Here is a 21,685-nt window from a genome sequence, read left to right as displayed (position 1 = left end):
AGGCCCTTGGAGGCTCTAATTATAAAAACAGGTACAGATATATGCACAAACAACTATTACCATTTTTAGCCCTCTCATTATTTCTGGCAACAGCATGCCAAACAGAACAAACCGGCAACGCAGATCTTGTACTGGATCCGCCCTTGTATGAAGTCTATGAAGATGCGTTTCTCCTCGGAACCATTCTGAATCGCGCGCAGATTTACGCCGATGGCGGCGAGATACCGACAGATACCGTCCGCAAGGCTCGGCGCGGCTATTTTATTGAAGGACAAATCATTCCTCAACATGAAGGCCTGGAACTGGGTGTGCATCACTTCAACCAGGTGACCGCTGAAAATGTTATGAAATGGGAGGAGATCCATCCCGAACCGGGGGTCTATGATTTTGATGCCGCCGATCGCCTGGTGGACCTGGCCGAAGCCGCCGGCATGCACATCACGGGCCACACCCTGGTCTGGCACAGCCAGACTCCCAACTGGGTGTTTGAAGATGAAAACGGTGACCCTATCAGCCGCGATGCGTTAATCGAGCGGATGCGCGATCACATCCACACGGTAGCCGGCCGTTACGCCGGACGCGTACATTCATGGGATGTGGTTAACGAGGCGGTGAGTGAAGACGGAACCCTGCGTGAATCCAGATGGTATGAGATCATCGGGGAGGAGTACCTGGTCAAAGCCTTTAGATTTGCCCATGAAGCGGATCCCGAGGCACGGCTCTTCTACAATGACTACAATATGGAGACCAATCCCGTGAAGCGTCAGGGCGCCATCGACCTGGTTCAGTATGTCATGGATAGCGGAGCACCGGTTCACGGTATCGGTTCACAAAGCCACCTGAACCTGCTGGACTTCCCGGATCTGGAGGACGTGAGGCAGACGATTATCGATTTCGCCGAACTTGGTATTGATGTCGCGGTTACAGAGCTGGATATTACCGTGCTACCCTCGCCGCGTAGCGAAAATCCGGATCCGTATGTGGACGGACTTCCGCAGGAAGTGGCGGAAGAACAGGCGCAGCGCTACCGGGAATTGTTCGAAGTTTATCTGGATCACAGTGATGTCATTACACGCGTCACCTTCTGGGGCCACATGGATCACAGCCACTGGCTTAATTATCTGCCCTACGAACGGGTCAACCATCCTGTGCTTTTTGACCGTGACAACCAGGCAAAACCCGCTTTTCAAGCTGTATACGAGCTGGGAGCGGAGCGAACCCGATAATCGGGTATCTGACCTCTTTAGGCTGACCCCCTTTAGACGGCAGCAATGGGTCTAAATGAAAAGGGACGTGTTTCGGGATTCGGAGCACGTCCCTTTTTGGTTTGATGGAATTCGCAGTCGTTCGTCCGGGTATCCACAGCACAGCTTCACAACTGCAACATAGCTCCACATCTACCGTCGGGTTTTCGCCGGGGTAAGGGTAATATTTACTGCAGGTACATTTCCGTGACCTGCAGGTCTTCATTCCGGCTGGAGGAACCGACCATCACATTTACCATGCCGGGTTCGGTGGTAAACTCCATGTCGATATTCCAGAATTTGAACATCTCCGGTGTGATGGTGAAGGAGACCTCGGCTGTTTCGCCCGGTTCAAGGTACACTTTGTCGAAGCCCCTGAGTTCTTTGACCGGCCGGGTCACAGACCGGTATTGCTGATTGATGTACAATTGCACGATTTCCGCACCGCTGCGCTCACCGGTATTGGTTACGTCTATGGTGAGGGTGACTTCACCGCCGTCGGCCAGCAGCGTGTCCGATAACACCGGCTTTCCATATTCGAAGGTGGTATAGCTGAGGCCGTATCCGAAATGATATCGCGGGGTTACATCATCAAAGAGGTAGACCCGCCGTGCCGAGGGCTTGTAATTGTAGTATGCCGGGATGTGTCCGGCGGTTCGCGGGAAGCTGATCGGAAGTTTGGCGGAGGGCGAAACCTCACCAAACAGCACGTTGGCGACGGCATGGCCGGTTTCCTGTCCCAGATACCAGTTTTGAAATACTACATCGATCTTTTCGGCGACATTGCCGAGATCCAACGGCCGTGCACCGAAAATCAACGCGACGGAAGGAACGCCCATCTCGCCGACAGCGTCGACAAGGTCTTCCTGCAACCCGAGCAGTGTGAGATCCGGGCGGTCTCCGGGATGATGCGCCGCCCAGGCTTCGCGTCCCGTCAGCTCGTTGCCACCGATCGCGAGGATAACAAGGTCTGCCTTCTCAGCGACTGAGATCGCCTCGGCGAGCCGTTTCCGGTCGTTTTCGGGATCCGGCGGAAATACTTCGTTGTCTTCCCGGTGTCCGGGTTTGGTGATTATGGGTCCCTGCGCATAGACCACATTTGCATGGTCACCGACATACGATGTGATACCGTCGAGCACCGTGTAATAGGTCTTCGGAACACCGCTGTATGAGCCGAGCAGGGTATCAGCGGCATTCGGGCCGATCACGGCAATCGTGGGATAATCCGACACTGAAAGCGGAGCCAGATCGTTTCTGTTTTGCAGCAGCACCATGCTTTGTTCGGCTACTTCGCGCGCGAACGCGATGTGATCGGGATGTCCGGTGATTTCCAGCGCTTTATCCACATCGGCATAAGGGTCTTCAAACAGGCCGAGCTCAAATTTCAGATGGAGGATGCGGCGCACCGACCGGTCGATCAGGGACTCATCCAGCCGTCCGTCTTTTACAAGGCCGGTTAGCAGGTGATAGGTCTGCCGATCGGGCATTTCACTGTCGACACCGGCTTTCATCGCCATAAGAGCGGCCTCTTCCCGGTCATTGGCTACGCGGTGCATGGTATGCATCTGCATGATGGCGCCGTAGTCGGCAACCGTGACGCCCTCAAACCCCCACTCATCGCGCAGAATGTTCTGCATAAGGTGGATGTCGCCATGGGTGGGAACACCGTCGATTTCGTGATAAGCCGGCATCACCCCGCGCACCCGGCCCTTCTGGATCGCGACCCGGAACGGTTCCATGTGGATTTCACGAAGCTCCCGTTTCGAAATATTAATCGGTCCCGCGTTGATGCCGCTCTCGGGCTGGCCATGGGCGGCAAAGTGCTTGACCACCGATGCCACCCGGTCGTCCGGAATGCGCTCTTCACGGCCCTGAAATCCGAATACGGCGGCGAGGCCCATTTCGGCGGCAAGGTAGGGATCCTCTCCGTAGGTCTCCTCGACACGGCCCCAGCGCGCGTCGCGGGCCACATCCAGCACGGGAGTGAGGGCCAGGTTGGCGCCACGCGCCCGGATTTCACTGGCGGCAATGCGGTATACCTCTTCCACCAGCTCACGGTCCCAGGTGCCCGCCAGCGCGATGGCCTGTGGGAAACTGGTCGCGTCTATGGCCATCAGGCCGTGAAGCGACTCCTCGTGCATCAGTATCGGGATACCGAGGCGGGTATTTTCCATCGCGTGGCGCTGGACATCGTTGATCCACTCAACGGTTTCCCGGACACCGAGATGGGGCCGGGTGTGCGCAAACGGATTTTCGCTGGGCCGGGCGAGTTGTCCGACACTGTGGGGGAAATGGACATCGAAAGAGTCGGGATGGAAATCGCCGTTGGCATCGGCCATGCGCTCCCTTTGGGCCCATATCGTCTGAACCTGGGCGACTTTCTCCTCAAGCGTCATAAGCTCCAGAAGAGCTTCCGTGCGCACTTCCGGGGGCAGGGAGGCATCCCGGTAATCCACATCGCCGGAGGTGGCGGAGATAATAAAGGGAAGGAGGAGAAACAGAAAAAGGGAGCGGGCGGATCGTCGGTTGTTCTGCATGTGACAGATGCTGTTTTGATTGTACATTCGGATTAAAAAAAACCGGATCCACAGGGGGTGTCCCGTGAATCCGGTTGACTTGGTTATGTGCTGAAGGCACCACATTTGTGCCGCTCATCCGAGCCGCCCAAACGATCAGCGGTTGTTCAGCAAATCATTGGCCGCGTGGACCAGGTAGATGTACGAGGAGCCCATCGGGATCACGTACTCGTTCTGTCCCCAGAAGAACGGCCAGTCGTCCTTGTTTTCCGGGAAATCGGGAGGAAGCACCAGAACACCCGGCACGATTCCACCCGGAATGAACGAGAAGTCGGCCCGGTTCATGCCGTAAGCGATCAGCTGGGAATCGGCACCGACCGCCGATACAAACGAGTAGTTGGAGCCGGGGTGCGTTCCGAAAATGAAATTGAGTGCGCGATATACGAGTTCTTCCTCGATGATATCCGGGAATGCCTTGTGCAGCAGATAATTATTGATCCCGAAACTCATCACGGTACCGGAGCCGGCCCATCCGCCGCGGGTGATCGGCACACCAAACGGGTTGTCCTCTTCGAAGGCCCGGTAGTTCTCGCGAAACTCGATGGCAAGTTCCCTCATCTTTTCAACATATGCGTCATCCATGTGGGGCATGGCGGCCATCAGCATGGGGATGTTGGAACCGAAACGGTCTTCAATATCCGGGAGCAGCTCGCGGATCTTTTCGGCAAACCGCTCTTCACCGGTGGTAATAAGCAGCTCTACGGCCGTTTTTAGCTTTTCATTTTCGTATCGGCCGCCGGTAGTATTGCCATGGCGGAAGAGGTTGGGCTCACGGCCCTGCTCGTACTCCCACACATTCAAAGCGGTTTCCAGGCACTCTTCAGCCAGCTCGTCATTATATCCGCGAAGAGCGCGGCTGGCAGCGGCGAGTGCGGCGGCGGAACCGTAGTTCAGAGCCGAAGTATTGGTTGTAAACGCCCAGCGGCTGTCGAAGTGTCCGCTTCGGATTCCGTCGTTTTCCATCACCCGCTCATCCGGGGCTGGTGCTACCGTTGAGGGCTTGTACATGTCACCCGGATGGCGCTCGTCAGCAAACGGATCCATCGAGGGGTCGTAAATCATGTTGTTGGTTTTGGTAATGCCATCACCCAGATGAGTGTACTGGTAAAGATGGCCGGCCACAATTCCCGGAATCGCGTGTCCGACAGCCCGATGCTGGGCTATCAGGCCAAGCGTGCCATGTTCGATCTGTTGGATGATGTCGTTATGCCCATCCGGCCGGTGGATCTCCACATACTTCTTTTCCTGGCTGACCGTGGTGTTGTCCCGGTAGATATCAAAATCTTCCCAGGCATGGACCAGTCGTTGTACCGTGCCATATTGTGACTGCGTACGAATGTCGTAGTCACCGGCATCGTACCATCCGCCGTAGTTCAGACCCGGAATGTGTTCAAAGGTCTCGAAATCGGTATCGGTCTCTTCGTGGCGATACAGGTCGAAATGCTCATAATGGGGCGGAGCCTGGATGGCGTCATCAAGGTGAGATGCTCCGTGCCAGACGCGATAGGCTTCCCTGACTTTGACATGATCCATCTGGACCGGGAAAAAGACATCGAGCGTCAGATGCCAGGTGTCTTCGTGCACGGCAGGGTCAATCCGGAAAGCCTTCGTTTTTTGATCGCCATAGTGCACCTTGTAGATTCCGGGCTCGGTTATCTCTGTGAAATCGAAAGTTACGTAGTTATAGCGCAGATACTGTCCCCATTTTTCAACACCGGCTACAAGCGCATCGGTTGTGGAGCCGTCGGAGTTGATGCGTACCAGGCGGGCCGTCGATTCGGGGGTGTCGTTTTTGTCCAGCTCAATGATGGCCTTTTTTTCCTGATCGGGATGGTAGCCCACCTGTGAATGGGTAATGACCGGATCGCGAATCCAGTCAGGAAGCGCGTTAATTTCCAGATGCCATTCGATCACCTGACCCGATTTGCCTTCGGGAATCATGCTGCGCACAACGTACCAGCCATTTTGTGCCAGATTCCGGCCGTCAAACAGCATCAATTCGTTTTCACCGGTGGCTTCACGTATGGTTACCCGTAGCTCGGGGTCTTCCGGTGCCAGCACAAAGGTGCTTCCCCGGGTGATGGGTTTGGGTTCTCTCAATCCATCCTCACGCTCGTGCATAAGGCCGCTGGGATGTCGCGGAAAAAGGCCGGTTTTGTCGTCCATCATCCAGTTGCGTCCGAAATACGAAGCCGGCAGAAATTCCATATTGAAACCGGCATGTCCGACGAGTGATTCCGGGAGCTTTTCATCCAGGTGCACGGTGACAGTCACTCCGTTTCCATCCGATACACCACGAACGCGGTAAGAAAAGTCATGCTCCGGATATTTCAGTTCGGCTTCAATCCAGTTTTCTTCCTTGTTGATGGTGCGGTCGACGAGCTCGCCCATACCATCCCATTGTCCGGGTGTATGGAGCATGCGCACATCGCCGTTGGTGGCGGTTCGTATTCCGTGATGGATGATTTCAACACCGCTGGTTTTGGCATCGAAAAACATGCCGCCGGGGGCATTGCTGAAAACCATCACATTAACACCCTGAGCTTCGAAATAGTCCAGCTCGTTTACTTTGAGGTCTTGTGACCTCGCATCGTTTATGTTACCCATGGTAAAAACTCCGGTTGTTAAAAAAATGCAAAGCGCTTTTATAATGGATGGATCCATAAGTACTCCCGTTCTTTTTTTCTGATTGGTTGTGTTGCTTCATGATAAAATATTTGAGGCTTAAAATCCGGGATTTTCGCTATTTTTCAGCCGGCAGGTGCCGTTTTTGTGTTCCCGGATGACGATGGTAACGGCTTGCTGGCTATTCGCGGAAGCATGGACAGGGCAATGGCCGCATAGCACAGCAGCCCGATCATGAATGCCTGTGTGAAACCGAACAGCATCGACAAAACAACGGCCAGTACCGATCCCAGAACCGACATGGTACCGTTGATGCCGTACATCCAGGGAATGATGGAGTCGATGTTGCTGTCCTTGACCATCCGTATGGAGGTGGGAAACGGTACGCCGAGTAAAAGTCCCAGGGGCAGCAAAAGGAAGAAGGTGGTGACGGCGCGCCAGACCAGGTCCAGTACCAGCATCTGGTTCAACAGCCACGGGTAGAAATAAATTGCCGGAAAACCGGCCAGCACAATCAGCCCGGTTGCCAGCAGAAGCCGCTGATGATGGTTGCCGGGGAGAATGCGTCCGCCAAAGTAGCTGCCGATACCCATGCCTACCAGCAGCGAACTGAGCAGAACGGACAGTGAGACCGTCGGGGTACCCAGATAGAGGACCATTTTTTGAAATAGCGATATTTCGATCATCATGAAGCCCAGCCCCAGGCAGGTGAAAATCCAGACCGGCATTCTGACATCGGATCGAACCGGGTGCGCTCTCTCTTTTTTACTTCGCGATTTACGGATCATCACGTAGGGAATCCCGATAACCAGCAGATTTACAGCCAGAATCGCGAGCAGCAGCTGCCGGAAGGTATCCGGTATACCCCTCTCTATTTTATAGAAGAAGGGGCTGTTGTCATAGACCGGTGAGACATCAAAAGGCTGCAAATCAATCAGCTCAGGCAAGGGATACACCCCGTTTCGGATATGGTCGAGAAAACGATTGACCGGAGTGGCTTCCTGCATGTCCCACCGGTAGGGCAAGTAGGTGACCCGGGGGAAACCGTCGGGTATCTGTTCGATGATATCCAGGCGCTGGCTGATTTCATCCGGCCGGTACGCCTCTTTTTTTATTACGATGGTGGGGGCGAACGGATCGTCCAGGACCTTGAAATGGGAAGGCACGCTTTGCGGCGAAATGCCACGGGCTTCGAACGCCTTGACCGCGGTGAGAATCAATCGCTTGAGCTCCCACTCGTTGTAAACCGTAAAAATCAACCTGCCCTCCGGACTAAGAATCCGGAGGTAGTCTTCCAGAGCTTCCACCGTGAGCAGGTAGTTCTCGCTGAGGGCATAATTCTCGATATGCTGAACCTGCTGGGTGGATGGGAGGACCATCTTGATGATGTCGTAGCTGTTGTTGCGCTGCTTGACGTACTGGCGCCCTTCGCCAATCAGGATATCCACATTGGGGAAATCGGTGTACAATCCACCGGTAAAATCACTTTCCTCCTCGACAATCCGGACAAAATCGGGATTGATTTCCACACCTGTGATGTGCCCTACCCCGGAAATGAGTCCGGCCAGAACTTCCTTCCCGCCACCCGGACCGATAACCAGCATCGTTTCACGTTCATCTTCTTCCAGAAAAACCAGCGGTATCGTACTGGAGAAACCCAGGAGCAGATTCTGCAAGGTCATGTCCGGGTTTTGCGGGTTGCCGTCAAAGCGGTACATCTGGCTGCCGGCCGCTCCATCCACAAACAGATGGCGGACCATATCCTGATGGCTGTGGCGCACCAGGTCGGAACGCCCGGTAATGCTCCATCTGCTCGTGATGATTTCTGACCGAATACCCGGATCGGAATAGACATGGTGGAAATCCTTTTCCGGGAAGTTGCCGATCGGGATTTCGCCCAGGAACTGCCGCGAGCCGTTGAGAAGGAGGCCCAGCGTCAGCAGGCCCAGTACCACGGCCGGTACCAGAATGCGTCCACGGGAAGTGTTCAGCGCCAGGAAGCTGACGGCCGACAAACCGATAACGACAGCGATAAAAAGTACGGCATTCAGTGGAGTAAAATACGAAATGGCGGCAATGGCGAGCAGCGCTCCGGAAGCGGCGCCCACCAGGTCCGCGGCGTAAATCCGGAAGCTGTGCCGGGCGAAGTGCCGGAATATCAGCGAATAGAAAATGCCCGCCAGAAAAAACGGGAGAATGAGCAGAAACAGGAAGAAAAACGGATTCTCGATGACCGGACTGGTTGTCACCGCCAGCAGAAAGATCAGCAGGGTGGCCGAAAGCAGTATCAGGGTGACGGGGATGGTTCGCCTGACGGTTTTGAGGGCCAGATCGGTGATAAACGGGGTTTCGGAGTCTCCCCCGGAATCTCTTCCCGAAGATGTGGGCTGCCCCCCGCTGCCGGCAGTGGCATCCCCGCTGTTCCGCTGTGCATCCCGTCTATGCTTTTTCGACTCCCGTCGCCCCCCTTTCTCTGCCTTTGACCGGCTTCGGCCTTCCGGTGTGGTACCGGCTTTTGCTTCGGACGCTTCATCCCCCAAAAAGTAATAGGAGAAAATCCCCCCGGCGCCCAGACCCAAAACAGACAGCGAGAGGATCATAAACGCGTAGTCATTCACGAAAATGACCGAAGAGATGCGTGTAGCGATTATTTCAAAACAGAGAACGCATGCCGATATCAGCAGCAGGTTTACAGCAATTAGTCGAAAAACACTCATAATCCAGTTTGTTCATTGACGCCGCCTCCGGGAACAGAGATGTCAAAGGAGAGTTGTTTCTCCTCCCGGATCCGGACGCACTTGACAAGCGCGTATCGGGTTCCCTGTTGCGAATGCTGGTAGGATAGCGGGCCGGCGATTTCATCCGTGTCAAGTTGTATTGCGATTTCTCCCAGCGGCAGCTCTTCGAGGCTGTGTCGGGTTCGGATGACTCCATCTTCATCTCGATAGTACACCCGGACCAGCATTTCCGGGGCCAGATTGTGAAAATCAGTCCCGTCACGGTATCGCTTCAGTTGCTCTTCGGCGCGATCCCGGCTGTCGAACGTCACCACGTGGGTAGTTACGGTTTGATACTGATAATAACTAATTTCTTTTTGTTCTTCATAAAATTGACGGAGGTTTTCCCTGTTCGTATCTGGACGAAAGCGCTGGTCGGTCATAGGAAACGCAGCTCCTTTTCCGGAACACCGAAACGCTGATCGGTAGCCCGCAGCCAGTTAGTCTGTTAAAAACCAATTTTCATCTTGGGATCTCCGAACGAATGTTCGGATTACATGGCATTAACAAGCGGCTGCCTGGATTAGATGTCACGAGTCGGCATATATCGGCGCTGTTACATCGTGTTTTTAGTTGACCATTATAAGCCATGTGCAAAATGAGAGCAAACACGGGCTGTCCCCCCCATAATTATATTCACCAAAGCAAGAATTACGTGCCCATAAACGAGCCGAATCAAGGTCGGCCGGATTGTGCTTTTCGGCAATGTTGGTGGCAGGCCATCGGGTGTAAAACGTTATGGTCAAATAGATGAAACCTGCTGTATTTGGTTTCTTAATATGTTGTTATATAATTGTTTATGATGACAGGGGCAGGGCTGTGTGGTGTGCCGGATCGAAACCTGTGGTGCGGGGAGAATGTCAGTGCTGATGGATCGCGGTGTTCCGATATGCAAAGATTGTTCATGAAATTGCTCAAATGACCATGCTATATGAGAGAATGACAGGATTTGATGGTGGAATTTTATGTGGCTTTTCTTATCATTCTGATCACTATATTCTTTGATTGTATTTCTACATTCCTCCTCACGGTAACCACATTATTTATGTTTTCTATTGGATACGATATCGGCAGTTCCGCGGTAAAGGCGGCACTTCTGGATGTGAAAAGCGGGAAAACCGTGGCCACGGCTACCTGGCCTGAAACCGAGATGGCCATGAATTCCCCGAAGCCGGGATGGGCCGAACAGAACCCGTCCGACTGGTGGGAGAATATCAGACAGGCTTCCGCGAAACTGAAAGAAAAACAGCCGAAGGCGATGGCTGCCGTCAAGGCGGTCGGGGTGACCTACCAGATGCATGGCCTGGTGCTTGTGGACCGGGATCAGAAGGTACTACGCCCTTCGATTATCTGGAGTGACAGCCGTGCCGTGGAAGTCGGCGAAAAAGCGTTTCGAGCGCTTGGAGAGGAGTTTTGCCTGTCCCGCTTCCTTAATTCCCCCGGCAACTTTACCGCGTCCAAACTGCGCTGGGTACAGGAAAACGAGCCCGATATCTACAAGCGCATCCATAAAATGATGCTGCCGGGCGACTATGTGGTGATGAAGCTCTCCGGAGATATTCAAACCACGATTACCGGTTTGTCGGAAGGGATTCTGTGGAACTTCAAAGACAGCAGTGTTGCCGGCGAGTTGCTGGAGCACTGGGGAATTGACCCGGATCTGATCCCGGAACAGAAGGATTCTTTTTCGCCGCAGGCGGAAGTCAGCCGCCAGGCGTCCGAGGAACTCGGCATTCCCGCCGGAATCCCCGTAACCTACCGTGCGGGTGACCAGCCCAACAACGCTTTTTCGCTGAATGTGCTGCATCCCGGAGAAGTGGCCGCCACCGCCGGAACCAGTGGCGTGGTGTACGGAGTGATGGATCATCCGTCGTATGACCCGGCCTCCCGGGTGAATACGTTTGTCCACGTCAACCATAAAGCCGACACTCCCCGGTACGGAGTGCTGCTTTGCGTAAACGGAACCGGTATTCTGAACAGCTGGCTGCGCAATACGATGTTTGGCGGCAGGGGAATCTCCTACAAGGAGATGGATGACCAGGCCGGCGAAATTGGTCCGGGCGCCGACGGCGTTATGGTGTTTCCGTTTGGCAACGGCGCAGAAAGGGTGCTGGAAAATCGCGACCCGGGCGCGGTGATCCGGGGTGTATCGTTCAATCGCCACAACGAGCGGCATCTGTTCCGCGCCGGACAGGAGGGCATTGTCTATGCACTGGCCTATGGCATGGAAATTATGAAAAACATGGGCATGGAAATGAATACCATCAAGGCCGGACGTGCCAACATGTTCCTGAGCCCGGTATTTCGGGAGGTGTTTATCAATACCACTGGAGCTGAACTGAAACTCTACGATACCGATGGTGCCCAGGGAGCCGCCCGTGGCGCGGCAGCCGGGGCAGGACTCTATCCGTCGGTTGAAGAGGCCTTTTCCAATCTCGAACTGCTGGATCATCAGAAACCCGATCCGAAACTCACTTCGGCCTATGCGCAAAGCTACGGCCGTTGGAAAGAATTTCTACAACAACTGATTACTTAAACAACGACTATTATGAGTACTACAAAACAAGGGGCGACCAACGTGACCCTCGGCGACAAGGAATATTTTCCCGGAATCGGCAAAATTGCCTTTGAGGGCCCGGACACCGACAACCCGCTGGCTTTCCGCTATTATGATGAGAACAAGGTGGTTGCAGGAAAAACCATGAAGGAGCATTTCAAGTTTGCCGTTGCCTACTGGCACACCTTCTGCGATACCGGCAACGATCCGTTCGGTTGGGGCCCGCGTGTATTTCCCTGGGTCGGTAATCCCGATCCGGTAGGCGCCGCCAAAGACAAGATGGACGCCGCTTTTGAGTTCATGACCAAGCTGGGTGTTCCCTATTACTGCTTCCACGATGTAGATTTGATCGCTGAGGGAGACTCGGTAGCCGAAACCGAAAAACGGATGCAGGCCATTGTCGACTACGCCAAGCAGAAGCAGAAGGAGTCTGGCATGAAACTGCTTTGGGGCACCGCCAATGTTTTCAGCAATCCGCGCTACATGAACGGCGCCTCCACCAATCCCGATTTTAATGTACTGGCATATGCCGCCAGTCAGATCAAAGCCGCCATCGATGCCACCATCGAACTGGGAGGTGAAAACTACACGTTCTGGGGAGGTCGCGAAGGCTACATGTCGCTGCTCAATACCGACATGAAACGGGAAACCGAGCATTTGGCACGCTTCCTTCAGACAGCCAGGGACTATGGCCGCAAAAATGGCTTCAAAGGCAATTTCTTTGTGGAGCCCAAACCTGCGGAGCCGACCAAACACCAGTACGACTACGACTCTGCAACCGTCATCGGATTCCTGCAGAAGCACGGCCTCGATAAGGACTTCAAAATCAACATAGAAGTCAACCACGCGACCCTGGCTCAGCACACCTTCCAGCATGAGCTGCAGGTAGCGGCCGATGCAGGCCTTCTCGGCAGTATCGATGCCAACCGCGGTGATTATCAGAACGGCTGGGACACCGATCAGTTCCCTGTGAATCTCTACGAAGTTGTAGAGGCGATGCTGGTGATACTCGAGTCCGGTGGCCTCCAGGGCGGTGGTGTCAATTTCGACGCCAAACTTCGCCGTAATTCCACCGACCTGGACGATCTGTTCCACGCCCATGTCGGCGGTATGGATGTCTTCGCCCGGGCTCTGCTGATTACAGACGATATTCTTACGAAATCCCCGTATCGCAAACTTCGCGAGGAGCGTTACGCATCCTTCGACTCCGGCAAAGGAAAAGAGTTTGAGGAGGGCAAACTCACGCTCGAGGATCTTCGCGATATCGCCGCAGCCAATGGCGAACCCGATCGAATCAGCGGCAAGCAGGAGATGTACGAGAATATCATCAACCGATATATCTGATGAGCGTGTCCCTCCGGTTTCATACCGGAGGGCTTTTTTTTGTCACCGGATTTTTCAACACACATCTTTTTAAATCATGGCTGATTTACTTTCCGACATCAAAGGAAAACGCATCCTGATAACCGGGGGCGGTAGCGGACTGGGCCTATCCATGGCCCGGACGTTCGCTCAATATGGCGCCAGGGTAATCATCACCGACCTGTTTGAGGATAAACTGAAGGAAGTAGTGGCCGATATCGAAGGCGATGTTTCCTGGTACGTCAACGACATCACGGAACTGGATCAGCTCCCGGGTTTGGTGGAACAGATCGAGTCCGAAAAAGGACCGATTGAAGTTCTGGTCAACAATTGCGGCATCAACATGAAGAAACCGATGCTGGAGGTAACGGACGAGGAGTTCCAGAGAATCCTCAAGACCAACCTCAACGGCGCGTTTGCCCTCACACGGGAGGTAGCCCGCTTCATGACCAAACGCAAGAAAGGGTCGATCATCAATATCACCTCCATGGCGTCTATATACGGCATTCCAGGAGTAGCTGCCTATACGGCATCGAAGTCGGCGATACTCGGCCTTACCCGCTCCATGGCGGTGGATCTGTCCCCGAGCGGCATCCGGGTTAACGCCATCGCGCCGGGCTTCATCGATACGCCGATGTCGCGTCGGGCATTCGAATCCGACCCGGAACGGCGCAACAAGGTGATCGCACGCACCCCCATGCAAATACTGGGTGTGCCGCAGGATATCGCCAATGCGGCAATGTTTCTGGCGTCCGATGCCTCGGGCTTTATCTCCGGTGTAAACCTTCCGGTTGACGGCGGCAACTCTATTGGTTTCTGATTGGACTCCGTGGAAAATGGACGCATCGAATCGTGAGCATTTTTCTGATGGTAATCTTTTGGATCCGGGCGCAGACTTCGTGTGTCTCCGGGCTCCGTTATGAGTTCCAGCCGGGTTTCATGTTGCCGTCCGGGATGCTTTCGGATAGCAGCCGAACCCGTTGTTTTAATTTTAATTTTTAAAGGGAGCTAATTCATATGAAGGCTTTACCTGTTTTTTTTACTCTTTTGATGGCCGGCATCCTGGTTCTCGGTCCTGTTTCAACTCAGGCCGAAGACGGTTACAGGATGTGGTTGCGATATGACCTGGTCCAGGATTCCGACCTTCTGCAGGAGTATCGCAGCCATATGCGCCAAATTGTTCTGCAGGATGACCAGTCACCGACCATGGCGGCAGCGCGCGCGGAGTTGAAAGAGGGCCTGGCCGGATTGCTCGGTCGCCCCGCCGTGTTCTTTTCCGATGTAACCGGACATGGAGCGCTGGTCATCGGCACCCCGGACAACTCCGATCTTGTCGCCGGTCTCGGCATGGAAGATGAGCTGGCCGCTGTAGGTCCCGAAGGATATCTGATTCGGCAGCAGGCAGTGGACGGCAACCGGTCGATTGTGATTGCCGCCAATGAGGATATCGGCGTGCTCTACGGAGTGTTCCACCTGCTGCGCAAGATCCAGACGCACAGCAGCCTGGTTGATATTTCGGTAAAAAGCGCTCCCAGGATCCAGTATCGCACGGTTAATCATTGGGACAACCTGGACCGCCTTGTGGAGCGCGGTTACGCCGGTCTCTCTCTGTGGGAGTGGGGCACGCTTCCGGAATACAAGCATCCCCGCTACACCGATTACGCCCGGTTCAATGCATCCCTGGGGATAAACGGAACGGCCATTAACAACGTAAACGCCGATCCGGAAATTCTGACCGACCAGTTTCTGGAGAAAGTGGCGGTTCTCGCGGATATCTTCCGCCCGTACGGTATCCAGGTCTATCTTTCGATCTTTTTTGATTCGCCGGTTGTGATCGGCGGACTCGATACGGCCGATCCTCTCGATCCTGATGTTCAGGAGTTCTGGAAGTATAAAGCGGACAAGGTCTACTCCTATATTCCCGATTTCGGTGGTTTTCTGGTGAAGGCGGATTCCGAGGGGCAACCCGGTCCGCATGGCTACGGCCGCGACCACGCCGAAGGCGCCAATGTACTGGCCGATGCCCTTGAACCCCATGGTGGAATTGTTATCTGGAGAGCGTTCGTCTACGACCCCGAACAATACGACCGGTTCCGTGAAGCGTATGACGAGTTTGTGCCGCTTGACGGCAAATTCCGCGATAATGTGATCGTCCAGGTGAAAAACGGTCCGATCGATTTCCAGCCGCGCGAACCGTTCTCACCGCTGTTCGGCGCGCTTCCGGAGACCAACACCATGCTCGAGCTGCAGATCACCCAGGAGTACTTCGGGTTCAACCTGCACCTCGCCTACAAAGGCACCTACTACGAAGAGGTACTTTGGGATGAAACCTACACCCTTGAAGACGGCCGTTCGACCGTGGGTGATATTATCGAAGGCAACGTCTTCGAATACAACATGACCGGCATGGCCGGTGTCATCAATCCCGGCACCGACCGTAACTGGACCGGTCACCCGTTTGTGCAGTCCAGTTGGTACGCATACGGACGCCTTGCCTGGGACTGGACTCTTGGCGCAGAGGAGATCGCCGACGAATGGGCCCGAATGACTTTTTCCAATGACCCGCGCGTACTGGAACCGGTCAAGGAGATCATGATGGAGTCGCGGGAAGCGGGTGTGAACTACCGCTCGCCGCTGGGCCTCACACACCTCTATGCCCAGGGACACCACTATGGACCGGCGCCATGGACCGCCGATCTGCCCCGGGCCGACTGGACAGCAGTGTACTACCATCGCGCCTCTGAATACGGCATCGGATTTGACCGTACCGAAACCGGATCCAATGCGGTTGAGCAATATCACCCACCCATTGCCGAAATTTTTGCCGATATCGATCGTATTCCCGAAGACTATCTGCTCTGGTTCCATCATGTGAGCTGGGATCACAAAATGGAATCCGGGCGCACACTCTGGGAAGAGCTTGTCCACAAATATTACAAGGGGGTGGAGCAGGTTCGCTGGATGCAGGACACCTGGAATACCCTGGAAGGACTCATTGACCACGAACGGTTTGAGCATGTGCGTGCCCTGCTGAAGATCCAGGAGCGGGATGCCGTGCGCTGGCGTAATTCCTGTGTGCTCTATTTCCAGTCCTACTCGAACAGACCGATTCCGGACGGATACGAAAAGCCGGAACACGATCTGCAGCACTATATAGAATTGGAGAATATCATCCACGTGCCGGATCCCTGGTACAATTGATATTCTGAGCTTCCGGTTTCAGTAACCGGGAGCGGACCTGAAAAAACTCCTTGTGGTGGACCTACATCCATTTTGGATATGAGCACAAAAAATGACGCATCCCTGCGCGATGCTCCGTACAAAAACCCGTCGCTTTCTCCGGAAGAACGCACCCGCGATCTGCTGTCCAGAATGACCGTTGAGGAAAAAGCGGCTCAGATGATCGGTGTCTGGAACGACAAGGCCGAGACACTGGTCGATGAGAACGGGGATTTTGACCTTGGGAAGGCGAAAAAGGCGTACGGACACGGAAACGGGCTGGGTCAGGTTGGCCGGCCGAATGATGCCGGTGGCGGGAAGAACGCCCGGGAGCAAGTGGAACTGACCAACACCATCCAAAAGTTTTTCCTTGAAAACACCCGCCTCGGGATTCCGGTCTTCTACCACGAAGAGTGTCTGCACGGACTGGCAGCCAAAGACGGCACCAGCTTTCCGCAGCCGATAGCGCTTGCAGGCACTTTCAATACCGAACTGGTGGAGCAGCTGTATGCCATGGCCGCCGAAGAGGCGCGCGTGCGGGGCACGCATCAGGCACTGACTCCGGTGGTGGATGTGGCGCGTGAACCGCGCTGGGGCCGGGTCGAGGAGACCTTCGGCGAAGATCCCTGGCTGGTGGCGGAAATGGGGAAGGCCGCGGTAAGAGGGTTCCAGGGGGATGCCTCATTCAACGACAAAAAGCACGTCGTGGCTACACTCAAGCATTTTGCCGCGCATGGAGAGCCCGAAGGCGGCATGAACTGCGCTCCGGTGAATGTCTCCGAACGTGTTCTCCGGGATGTGTTCCTTTATCCGTTTAAGGAGGCGATTCAAAAAGCCGGCGCCATCAGCATCATGCCCTCTTACAATGAAATCGACGGCGTCCCGTCGCATGCCAACAAGTGGCTGCTGCGCGATGTGCTGCGTGATGAATGGGGCTTCAAGGGGTTCGCCGTGTCCGATTATTATGCGATCTGGGAGATGACCTATCGCCCCGATACGCATGGCCATTTTGTGGCGGCAGAGAAGAAAGATGCGGCCGAGCTGGCGGTCAACGCCGGTGTGAATGTGGAACTTCCGGAGCCGGATTGCTACCTGAGTCTGGTGGATCTCGTGAAAGAGGGCCGGATCAAAGAGTCGCAGCTGGATGAGCTGGTGGAACCCCTGCTCTACTGGAAGTTCAAAATGGGCCTGTTTGATGATCCGTATGTCGATCCGGAGGAAGCCGAGAAAATTTCCGGCTGTGAAGGCAACCGGGACATCGCGCTTCGGGCTGCTCGCGAAAGTATTACACTGCTCAAGAACGAAGGCAACCTGTTGCCGCTGGATCCCAAAAAGCTCAAAACTATCGCGGTAATTGGTCCGAATGCCGATCGCAGCCTGCTCGGGGGCTATATGGGAGTTCCGAAATACGAAACCACCGTTTATGAAGGAATCCGTGAGCGTGTGGGTGACGATATAGAGGTGATATACAGCAAAGGGTGCGAAATAACGGTCGACGGCGACTGGAACAAAGACGAAGTAGATCTGCCTGATCCCGAAGAGGATCGCAGGATGATCCGGGAGGCGGTTCGAGTCGCTGAACAATCGGATGTAGTAGTGCTGGCTATCGGCGGCAACGAGCAGACCTCGCGAGAGTCCTGGGCGCTCAACCATATGGGCGACCGCACCAGCCTGGAGCTGTTCGGCAGGCAGAACGAGCTGGTCCGCGCCATTGTGGCAACCGGAAAGCCGGTAGTAGTTTTTTTGTTTAACGGTCGGCCGTTGTCGATAACCGAGCTTAACGATTCCGTTGCCGGTATTTTCGAGTGCTGGTATATCGGTCAGGAGACCGGTGGTGCGGTGGCTGATGTGCTGTTCGGGGATTACAGCCCCGGAGGCAAGCTTCCGATTTCGATCCCTCGTTCCGTGGGACACATACCGTCGTTCTACAATCACAAACCGTCGGCACGCCGCGGTTACCTGCATGACGATGTATCTGCGCTGTATCCCTTTGGATATGGACTGAGCTATACAAACTTTGCAATCGAAAATGTCCGGCTGGAAGATGGGACCATCAGCAAAGATGGCTCGACGCGGGTTCTGGCGGATGTCACCAACACCGGCGGCCGCGAAGGCAGCGAGGTGGTTCAGATGTATGTACGCGATAGAATCAGCTCGGTAACGCGTCCGGTGAAGGAACTAAAAGGCTTTCGGAAAGTTTGGCTCAATCCGGGAGAAACCGAAACAGTTGCCATCAATATTACCAGAGAAACCCTTGCTTTCCACAATATCGACCTGCAATATGTCGTGGAACCCGGCGAATTTGATATTATGGTCGGCAGTTCCTCACGTGACAAAGACCTTTCACATGTAACCCTCACTGTTTTCTGACAATTTATTCTTTCACTTTGAGGATCTGCAGCGCTCCGATCAGTAAAGCGGTGCAGATTATCCCCTAACCCAAAAACCGATATGGCACAAAATCAAGATACTCCGGAAGTCGCGAATGGCAATAACATTGAAGTTGAACGTCCGCGGCTAACCTTCAAGGAGAAGGTTGGATTCAGTTTTGGTGATATGGCCACCAACCTGTATTTCCAGACCTTTGTCCTGTTCCTGCCCATTTTTTACACCGATGTATTCGGCCTCTCCGCCGCCGCCATGGGTACCATGATGCTGGTGACCCGGATATGGGACGCGATTACCGATCCCATTATGGGAATGATCGCCGACCGTACCGAATCGCGTTGGGGTAAGTTCAGGCCCTATATTGCCACATTGTCCATTCCTCTGGCACTTGGCGGGATTCTGACTTTCACGACTCCGGAACTTGCCGGATCGTCTAAAATCGTATATGCCTATGTGACCTACATGGCTTTGATGATGCTGTACACGGCAGTAAACGTGCCTTATTCCGCACTTATGGGTGTTATTACCCCGAATTCTGCCGAAAGAGCCGAAGTGTCATCCTACCGCTTTGCAGCCGCGTTTGTCGGACAGATGATCGTCGGTTTTGCTACCCTCGGCCTTGTCCGTTTTCTTGGTTCAGGGGACGAGCAGCTTGGCTGGCAGCTGACAATGGCGGCTTATGGTGCCTTCGCCGTTCTGTTGCTGATGCTTACGTTTTTCATGACTCGCGAGCGAGTCACACCGAAAAAGGTGGTGCGGAACAAAGTGAGCCACGACCTCAAGGACCTTCTGAAAAACAAGGCGTGGGTACTGATCGGAATCGCAACCCTGTTCCAGCTGACCTACATCGTGATGCGGGGGTCAGCCACCGCCTACTACTTCCGGTACTTTGTGGAGGACCAGCAACTGGTGTTGCTGGGATACACTATCAATCTCGGGTTTGAAGTCTTCACCTCTTCGTTTTTTACCCTGGGTTCGATCTCCACGCTGCTCGGCGCGATCATGACCAAGCTCTACACCAAGCGGATCGACAAAAAGAATGTCTATTCGGGCTTCCTGCTGACGAGTGCCGCTGCGTCATGTTTCTTCTTTTTCCTGCAACCGGAAAATGTGCTGCTTATATTTATCCTGAACATCATCGTATCGTACTTCTTCGGTTCTGTGTCGGTACTTCAGTGGGCACTCTATACGGATGCGGCCGATTATGGCGAGTGGAAGTTCGGCCGGCGGGCTACCGCGCTGATCATGGCGGCTTCACTGTTTATGCTCAAGCTCGGCCTCACTTTCGGCGGTGCGTTCGTCGGATGGATTCTGGAATTGCACAACTTTGTACCGCTTGCCCAGCAAACCGACGATACCATTATCGGCATCCGGATGTTGATGAGCTTCTATCCGGCGATCTTCGGATTGATTGGCGGCGCAATCATGCTCTTCTACCCGCTCAAAGATACCATGATGGTAAAAATTGAAGAGGACCTGCTCGCCAGGAAAAAAGATTCCGAAGCGAACGAATCCTGATTTTTCAACTGAATATTTCAACTTTCAAAACTGATATACCTATGAGATTATTTGCTGTAACCTCCCTTTCCCTGCTGCTTTTGGCAGCCTGTGATACGACACCTCCGCCGACGGAGGAATCACCAATTCCATCCCTGCATGAAGTTTTCGAGGATGCGTTCATGATCGGTACCGCCATGAATCACCGGCAGATCTCCAGTGCAGACCCGGAGGGTGCCGCACTTGCTCGCGTGCACTTCAACGCCGTGACATCCGAAAACGAGATGAAGTGGGAAAACATCCACCCGGAACCGGGTGTGTATGATTTCGAAGCGACCGACATGTTCATTGAGTACGCGGAGGAGAACGACATGTTTGTTGTCGGGCATACCCTGGTTTGGCACAGCCAGACACCCCGATGGGTTTTTGAGGATGAGGATGGCAATACGCTAAGTCGCGAAGCATTGCTGGAGCGTATGCGTAATCACATCCACACCGTCGTCGGACGATACAAGGGCCGCGTCCATGGCTGGGATGTCGTCAACGAGGCATTGAATGAGGATGGATCGCTGAGAGAATCCCCCTGGTACAATATCATCGGGGAGGATTACCTGGTCAAGGCATTCAAGTATGCCCGTGAAGCGGATCCTGATGCCGAGTTATACTATAATGATTACTCGCTGGAAATTCCGTCGAAGCGGGAAGGAGCGGTCTGGATTGTAGAGTATCTCCAGGAAAACGGTGCCCCGATAACCGGTATCGGAACCCAGGGGCACTTTGACCTGGAATGGCCTGATCTGGAACAGGTTGAACAGACAGTCGTGGATTTCGCCGCCCTCGGCATCGATGTGATGGTCACCGAAATTGAGATTGATGTGCTGCCACAGGCCATGGATTACATGGGAGCGGATGTCAATATGCAGGTGGAGCTCCGCGACGAGCTGAATCCCTACCCCGACGGATTGCCGGCTGAGGTCCAGCAGGAGCTGGCCGACCGGTACCGGGATATATTTGAGATTTACCTGCGCCATCGCGATGATATCACCCGCGTCACCTTCTGGGGGGTTACCGATGGTGACTCCTGGAAGAACAACTGGCCGGTACGGGGCCGCACCAATTATCCGCTGGTCTTTGACAGGGAATGGCAGCCGAAACCGGCGTTCTTTTCGATTGTCGATCTTGCCAACGAGAAACTTGACAACTAACGTTACAACCTGGCCGGCGGGAACACTTTTGTCCGCGAGGGGATGGTATGGGTGGACTTTTCCCGCCGAGCCGGGCTTTTTTTAACAGGCAACGTGCGCTTCTGCGAAGGATCCGTTTATTCGATGGAACAGTTGCGCTTAAATTTTATAATACTATGAAATCATCTTTCAGGGATCATTCAACCATGGAGGCTGTATCGTCTTCAGTGACTGGTTTTTTCGACTCTTTTCTGCA

12 protein-coding genes are annotated in these 21,685 nt (G+C 54.2%); 8 read left to right on the top strand and 4 right to left on the bottom strand.

Annotated elements, in window-relative coordinates; genetic code table 11:
* Positions 1–41 precede the first annotated feature (41 nt).
* Positions 42–1,226, top strand: coding sequence for an endo-1,4-beta-xylanase (locus QA596_02030; protein MDG5766227.1), 1,185 nt, complete (start codon positions 42–44; stop codon positions 1,224–1,226).
* A 206-nt stretch (positions 1,227–1,432) separates the two neighbouring features.
* Here QA596_02030 and QA596_02025 read toward each other — a convergent pair whose 3' ends face one another.
* The 4 genes from QA596_02025 to QA596_02010 all read right to left on the bottom strand — a co-directional run bounded on the left by QA596_02025 (position 1,433) and on the right by QA596_02010 (position 9,605).
* Positions 1,433–3,781: a glycoside hydrolase family 3 N-terminal domain-containing protein gene (locus QA596_02025; GenBank protein MDG5766226.1), complete on the bottom strand. Its 2,349-nt coding sequence runs from the start codon at positions 3,779–3,781 to the stop codon at positions 1,433–1,435.
* Between the two features lie 135 nt (positions 3,782–3,916).
* Positions 3,917–6,427, bottom strand: a complete 2,511-nt coding sequence (locus tag QA596_02020) for a glycoside hydrolase family 9 protein (protein ID MDG5766225.1) — start codon at positions 6,425–6,427, stop codon at positions 3,917–3,919.
* A gap of 143 nt (positions 6,428–6,570) precedes the next feature.
* Positions 6,571–9,162, bottom strand: a complete 2,592-nt coding sequence (locus QA596_02015; protein ID MDG5766224.1) for a hypothetical protein — start codon at positions 9,160–9,162, stop codon at positions 6,571–6,573.
* The gene (locus QA596_02010; protein ID MDG5766223.1) at positions 9,159–9,605 is read right to left on the bottom strand and encodes a peptidylprolyl isomerase; all 447 of its coding nucleotides are present in this window, start codon (positions 9,603–9,605) and stop codon (positions 9,159–9,161) included. The genes QA596_02015 and QA596_02010 overlap by 4 nt, the downstream gene beginning before the upstream one ends.
* Positions 9,606–10,267: 662 nt before the next feature.
* Here QA596_02010 and QA596_02005 point away from each other — a divergent pair.
* From QA596_02005 to QA596_01975, 7 genes are all read left to right on the top strand, one after another.
* On the top strand, positions 10,268–11,758 hold the full coding sequence (locus QA596_02005) for an FGGY family carbohydrate kinase (GenBank protein MDG5766222.1): 1,491 nt from the start codon (positions 10,268–10,270) through the stop codon (positions 11,756–11,758).
* A 12-nt stretch (positions 11,759–11,770) separates the two neighbouring features.
* Positions 11,771–13,123 (top strand): xylose isomerase, encoded by a 1,353-nt coding sequence (gene xylA / locus QA596_02000; GenBank protein ID MDG5766221.1) that lies wholly within the window; start codon positions 11,771–11,773, stop codon positions 13,121–13,123.
* 76 nt (positions 13,124–13,199) lie between these two features.
* Entirely contained in the window at positions 13,200–13,961 is a 762-nt protein-coding gene (locus QA596_01995; GenBank protein MDG5766220.1) for a glucose 1-dehydrogenase, read from the top strand.
* A gap of 197 nt (positions 13,962–14,158) precedes the next feature.
* Positions 14,159–16,342, top strand: coding sequence for an alpha-glucuronidase family glycosyl hydrolase (locus QA596_01990; GenBank protein ID MDG5766219.1), 2,184 nt, complete (start codon positions 14,159–14,161; stop codon positions 16,340–16,342).
* A 78-nt stretch (positions 16,343–16,420) separates the two neighbouring features.
* Positions 16,421–18,730: a glycoside hydrolase family 3 N-terminal domain-containing protein gene (locus QA596_01985; GenBank protein ID MDG5766218.1), complete on the top strand. Its 2,310-nt coding sequence runs from the start codon at positions 16,421–16,423 to the stop codon at positions 18,728–18,730.
* Between the two features lie 81 nt (positions 18,731–18,811).
* Positions 18,812–20,266, top strand: coding sequence for an MFS transporter (locus tag QA596_01980; protein ID MDG5766217.1), 1,455 nt, complete (start codon positions 18,812–18,814; stop codon positions 20,264–20,266).
* 41 nt (positions 20,267–20,307) lie between these two features.
* Positions 20,308–21,450: an endo-1,4-beta-xylanase gene (locus QA596_01975; GenBank protein MDG5766216.1), complete on the top strand. Its 1,143-nt coding sequence runs from the start codon at positions 20,308–20,310 to the stop codon at positions 21,448–21,450.
* The last annotated feature ends 235 nt before the right edge of the window (positions 21,451–21,685 follow it).

It is taken from the genome of Balneolales bacterium ANBcel1 (assembly GCA_029688905.1).
In the GTDB taxonomy this organism is placed as follows: domain Bacteria; phylum Bacteroidota; class Rhodothermia; order Balneolales; family Natronogracilivirgulaceae; genus SLLW01.
This window is presented reverse-complemented; position numbering and strand designations above follow the sequence as displayed.

Excerpts from the sequence above, each read along its gene's own strand:
- QA596_02010 (MDG5766223.1), bottom strand. The coding sequence starts at position 9,605 with ATGACCGACCAGCGCTTTCGTCCAGATACGAACAGGGAAAACCTCCGT.
- QA596_02020 (MDG5766225.1), bottom strand. The coding sequence starts at position 6,427 with ATGGGTAACATAAACGATGCGAGGTCACAAGACCTCAAAGTAAACGAG.
- QA596_02015 (MDG5766224.1), bottom strand. The coding sequence starts at position 9,162 with ATGAGTGTTTTTCGACTAATTGCTGTAAACCTGCTGCTGATATCGGCA.
- QA596_01985 (MDG5766218.1), top strand. The coding sequence starts at position 16,421 with ATGAGCACAAAAAATGACGCATCCCTGCGCGATGCTCCGTACAAAAAC.
- QA596_02005 (MDG5766222.1), top strand. The coding sequence starts at position 10,268 with ATGTTTTCTATTGGATACGATATCGGCAGTTCCGCGGTAAAGGCGGCA.
- QA596_02030 (MDG5766227.1), top strand. The coding sequence starts at position 42 with ATGCACAAACAACTATTACCATTTTTAGCCCTCTCATTATTTCTGGCA.
- QA596_01980 (MDG5766217.1), top strand. The coding sequence starts at position 18,812 with ATGGCACAAAATCAAGATACTCCGGAAGTCGCGAATGGCAATAACATT.
- QA596_01995 (MDG5766220.1), top strand. The coding sequence starts at position 13,200 with ATGGCTGATTTACTTTCCGACATCAAAGGAAAACGCATCCTGATAACC.
- xylA (MDG5766221.1), top strand. The coding sequence starts at position 11,771 with ATGAGTACTACAAAACAAGGGGCGACCAACGTGACCCTCGGCGACAAG.
- QA596_01990 (MDG5766219.1), top strand. The coding sequence starts at position 14,159 with ATGAAGGCTTTACCTGTTTTTTTTACTCTTTTGATGGCCGGCATCCTG.
- QA596_02025 (MDG5766226.1), bottom strand. The coding sequence starts at position 3,781 with ATGCAGAACAACCGACGATCCGCCCGCTCCCTTTTTCTGTTTCTCCTC.
- QA596_01975 (MDG5766216.1), top strand. The coding sequence starts at position 20,308 with ATGAGATTATTTGCTGTAACCTCCCTTTCCCTGCTGCTTTTGGCAGCC.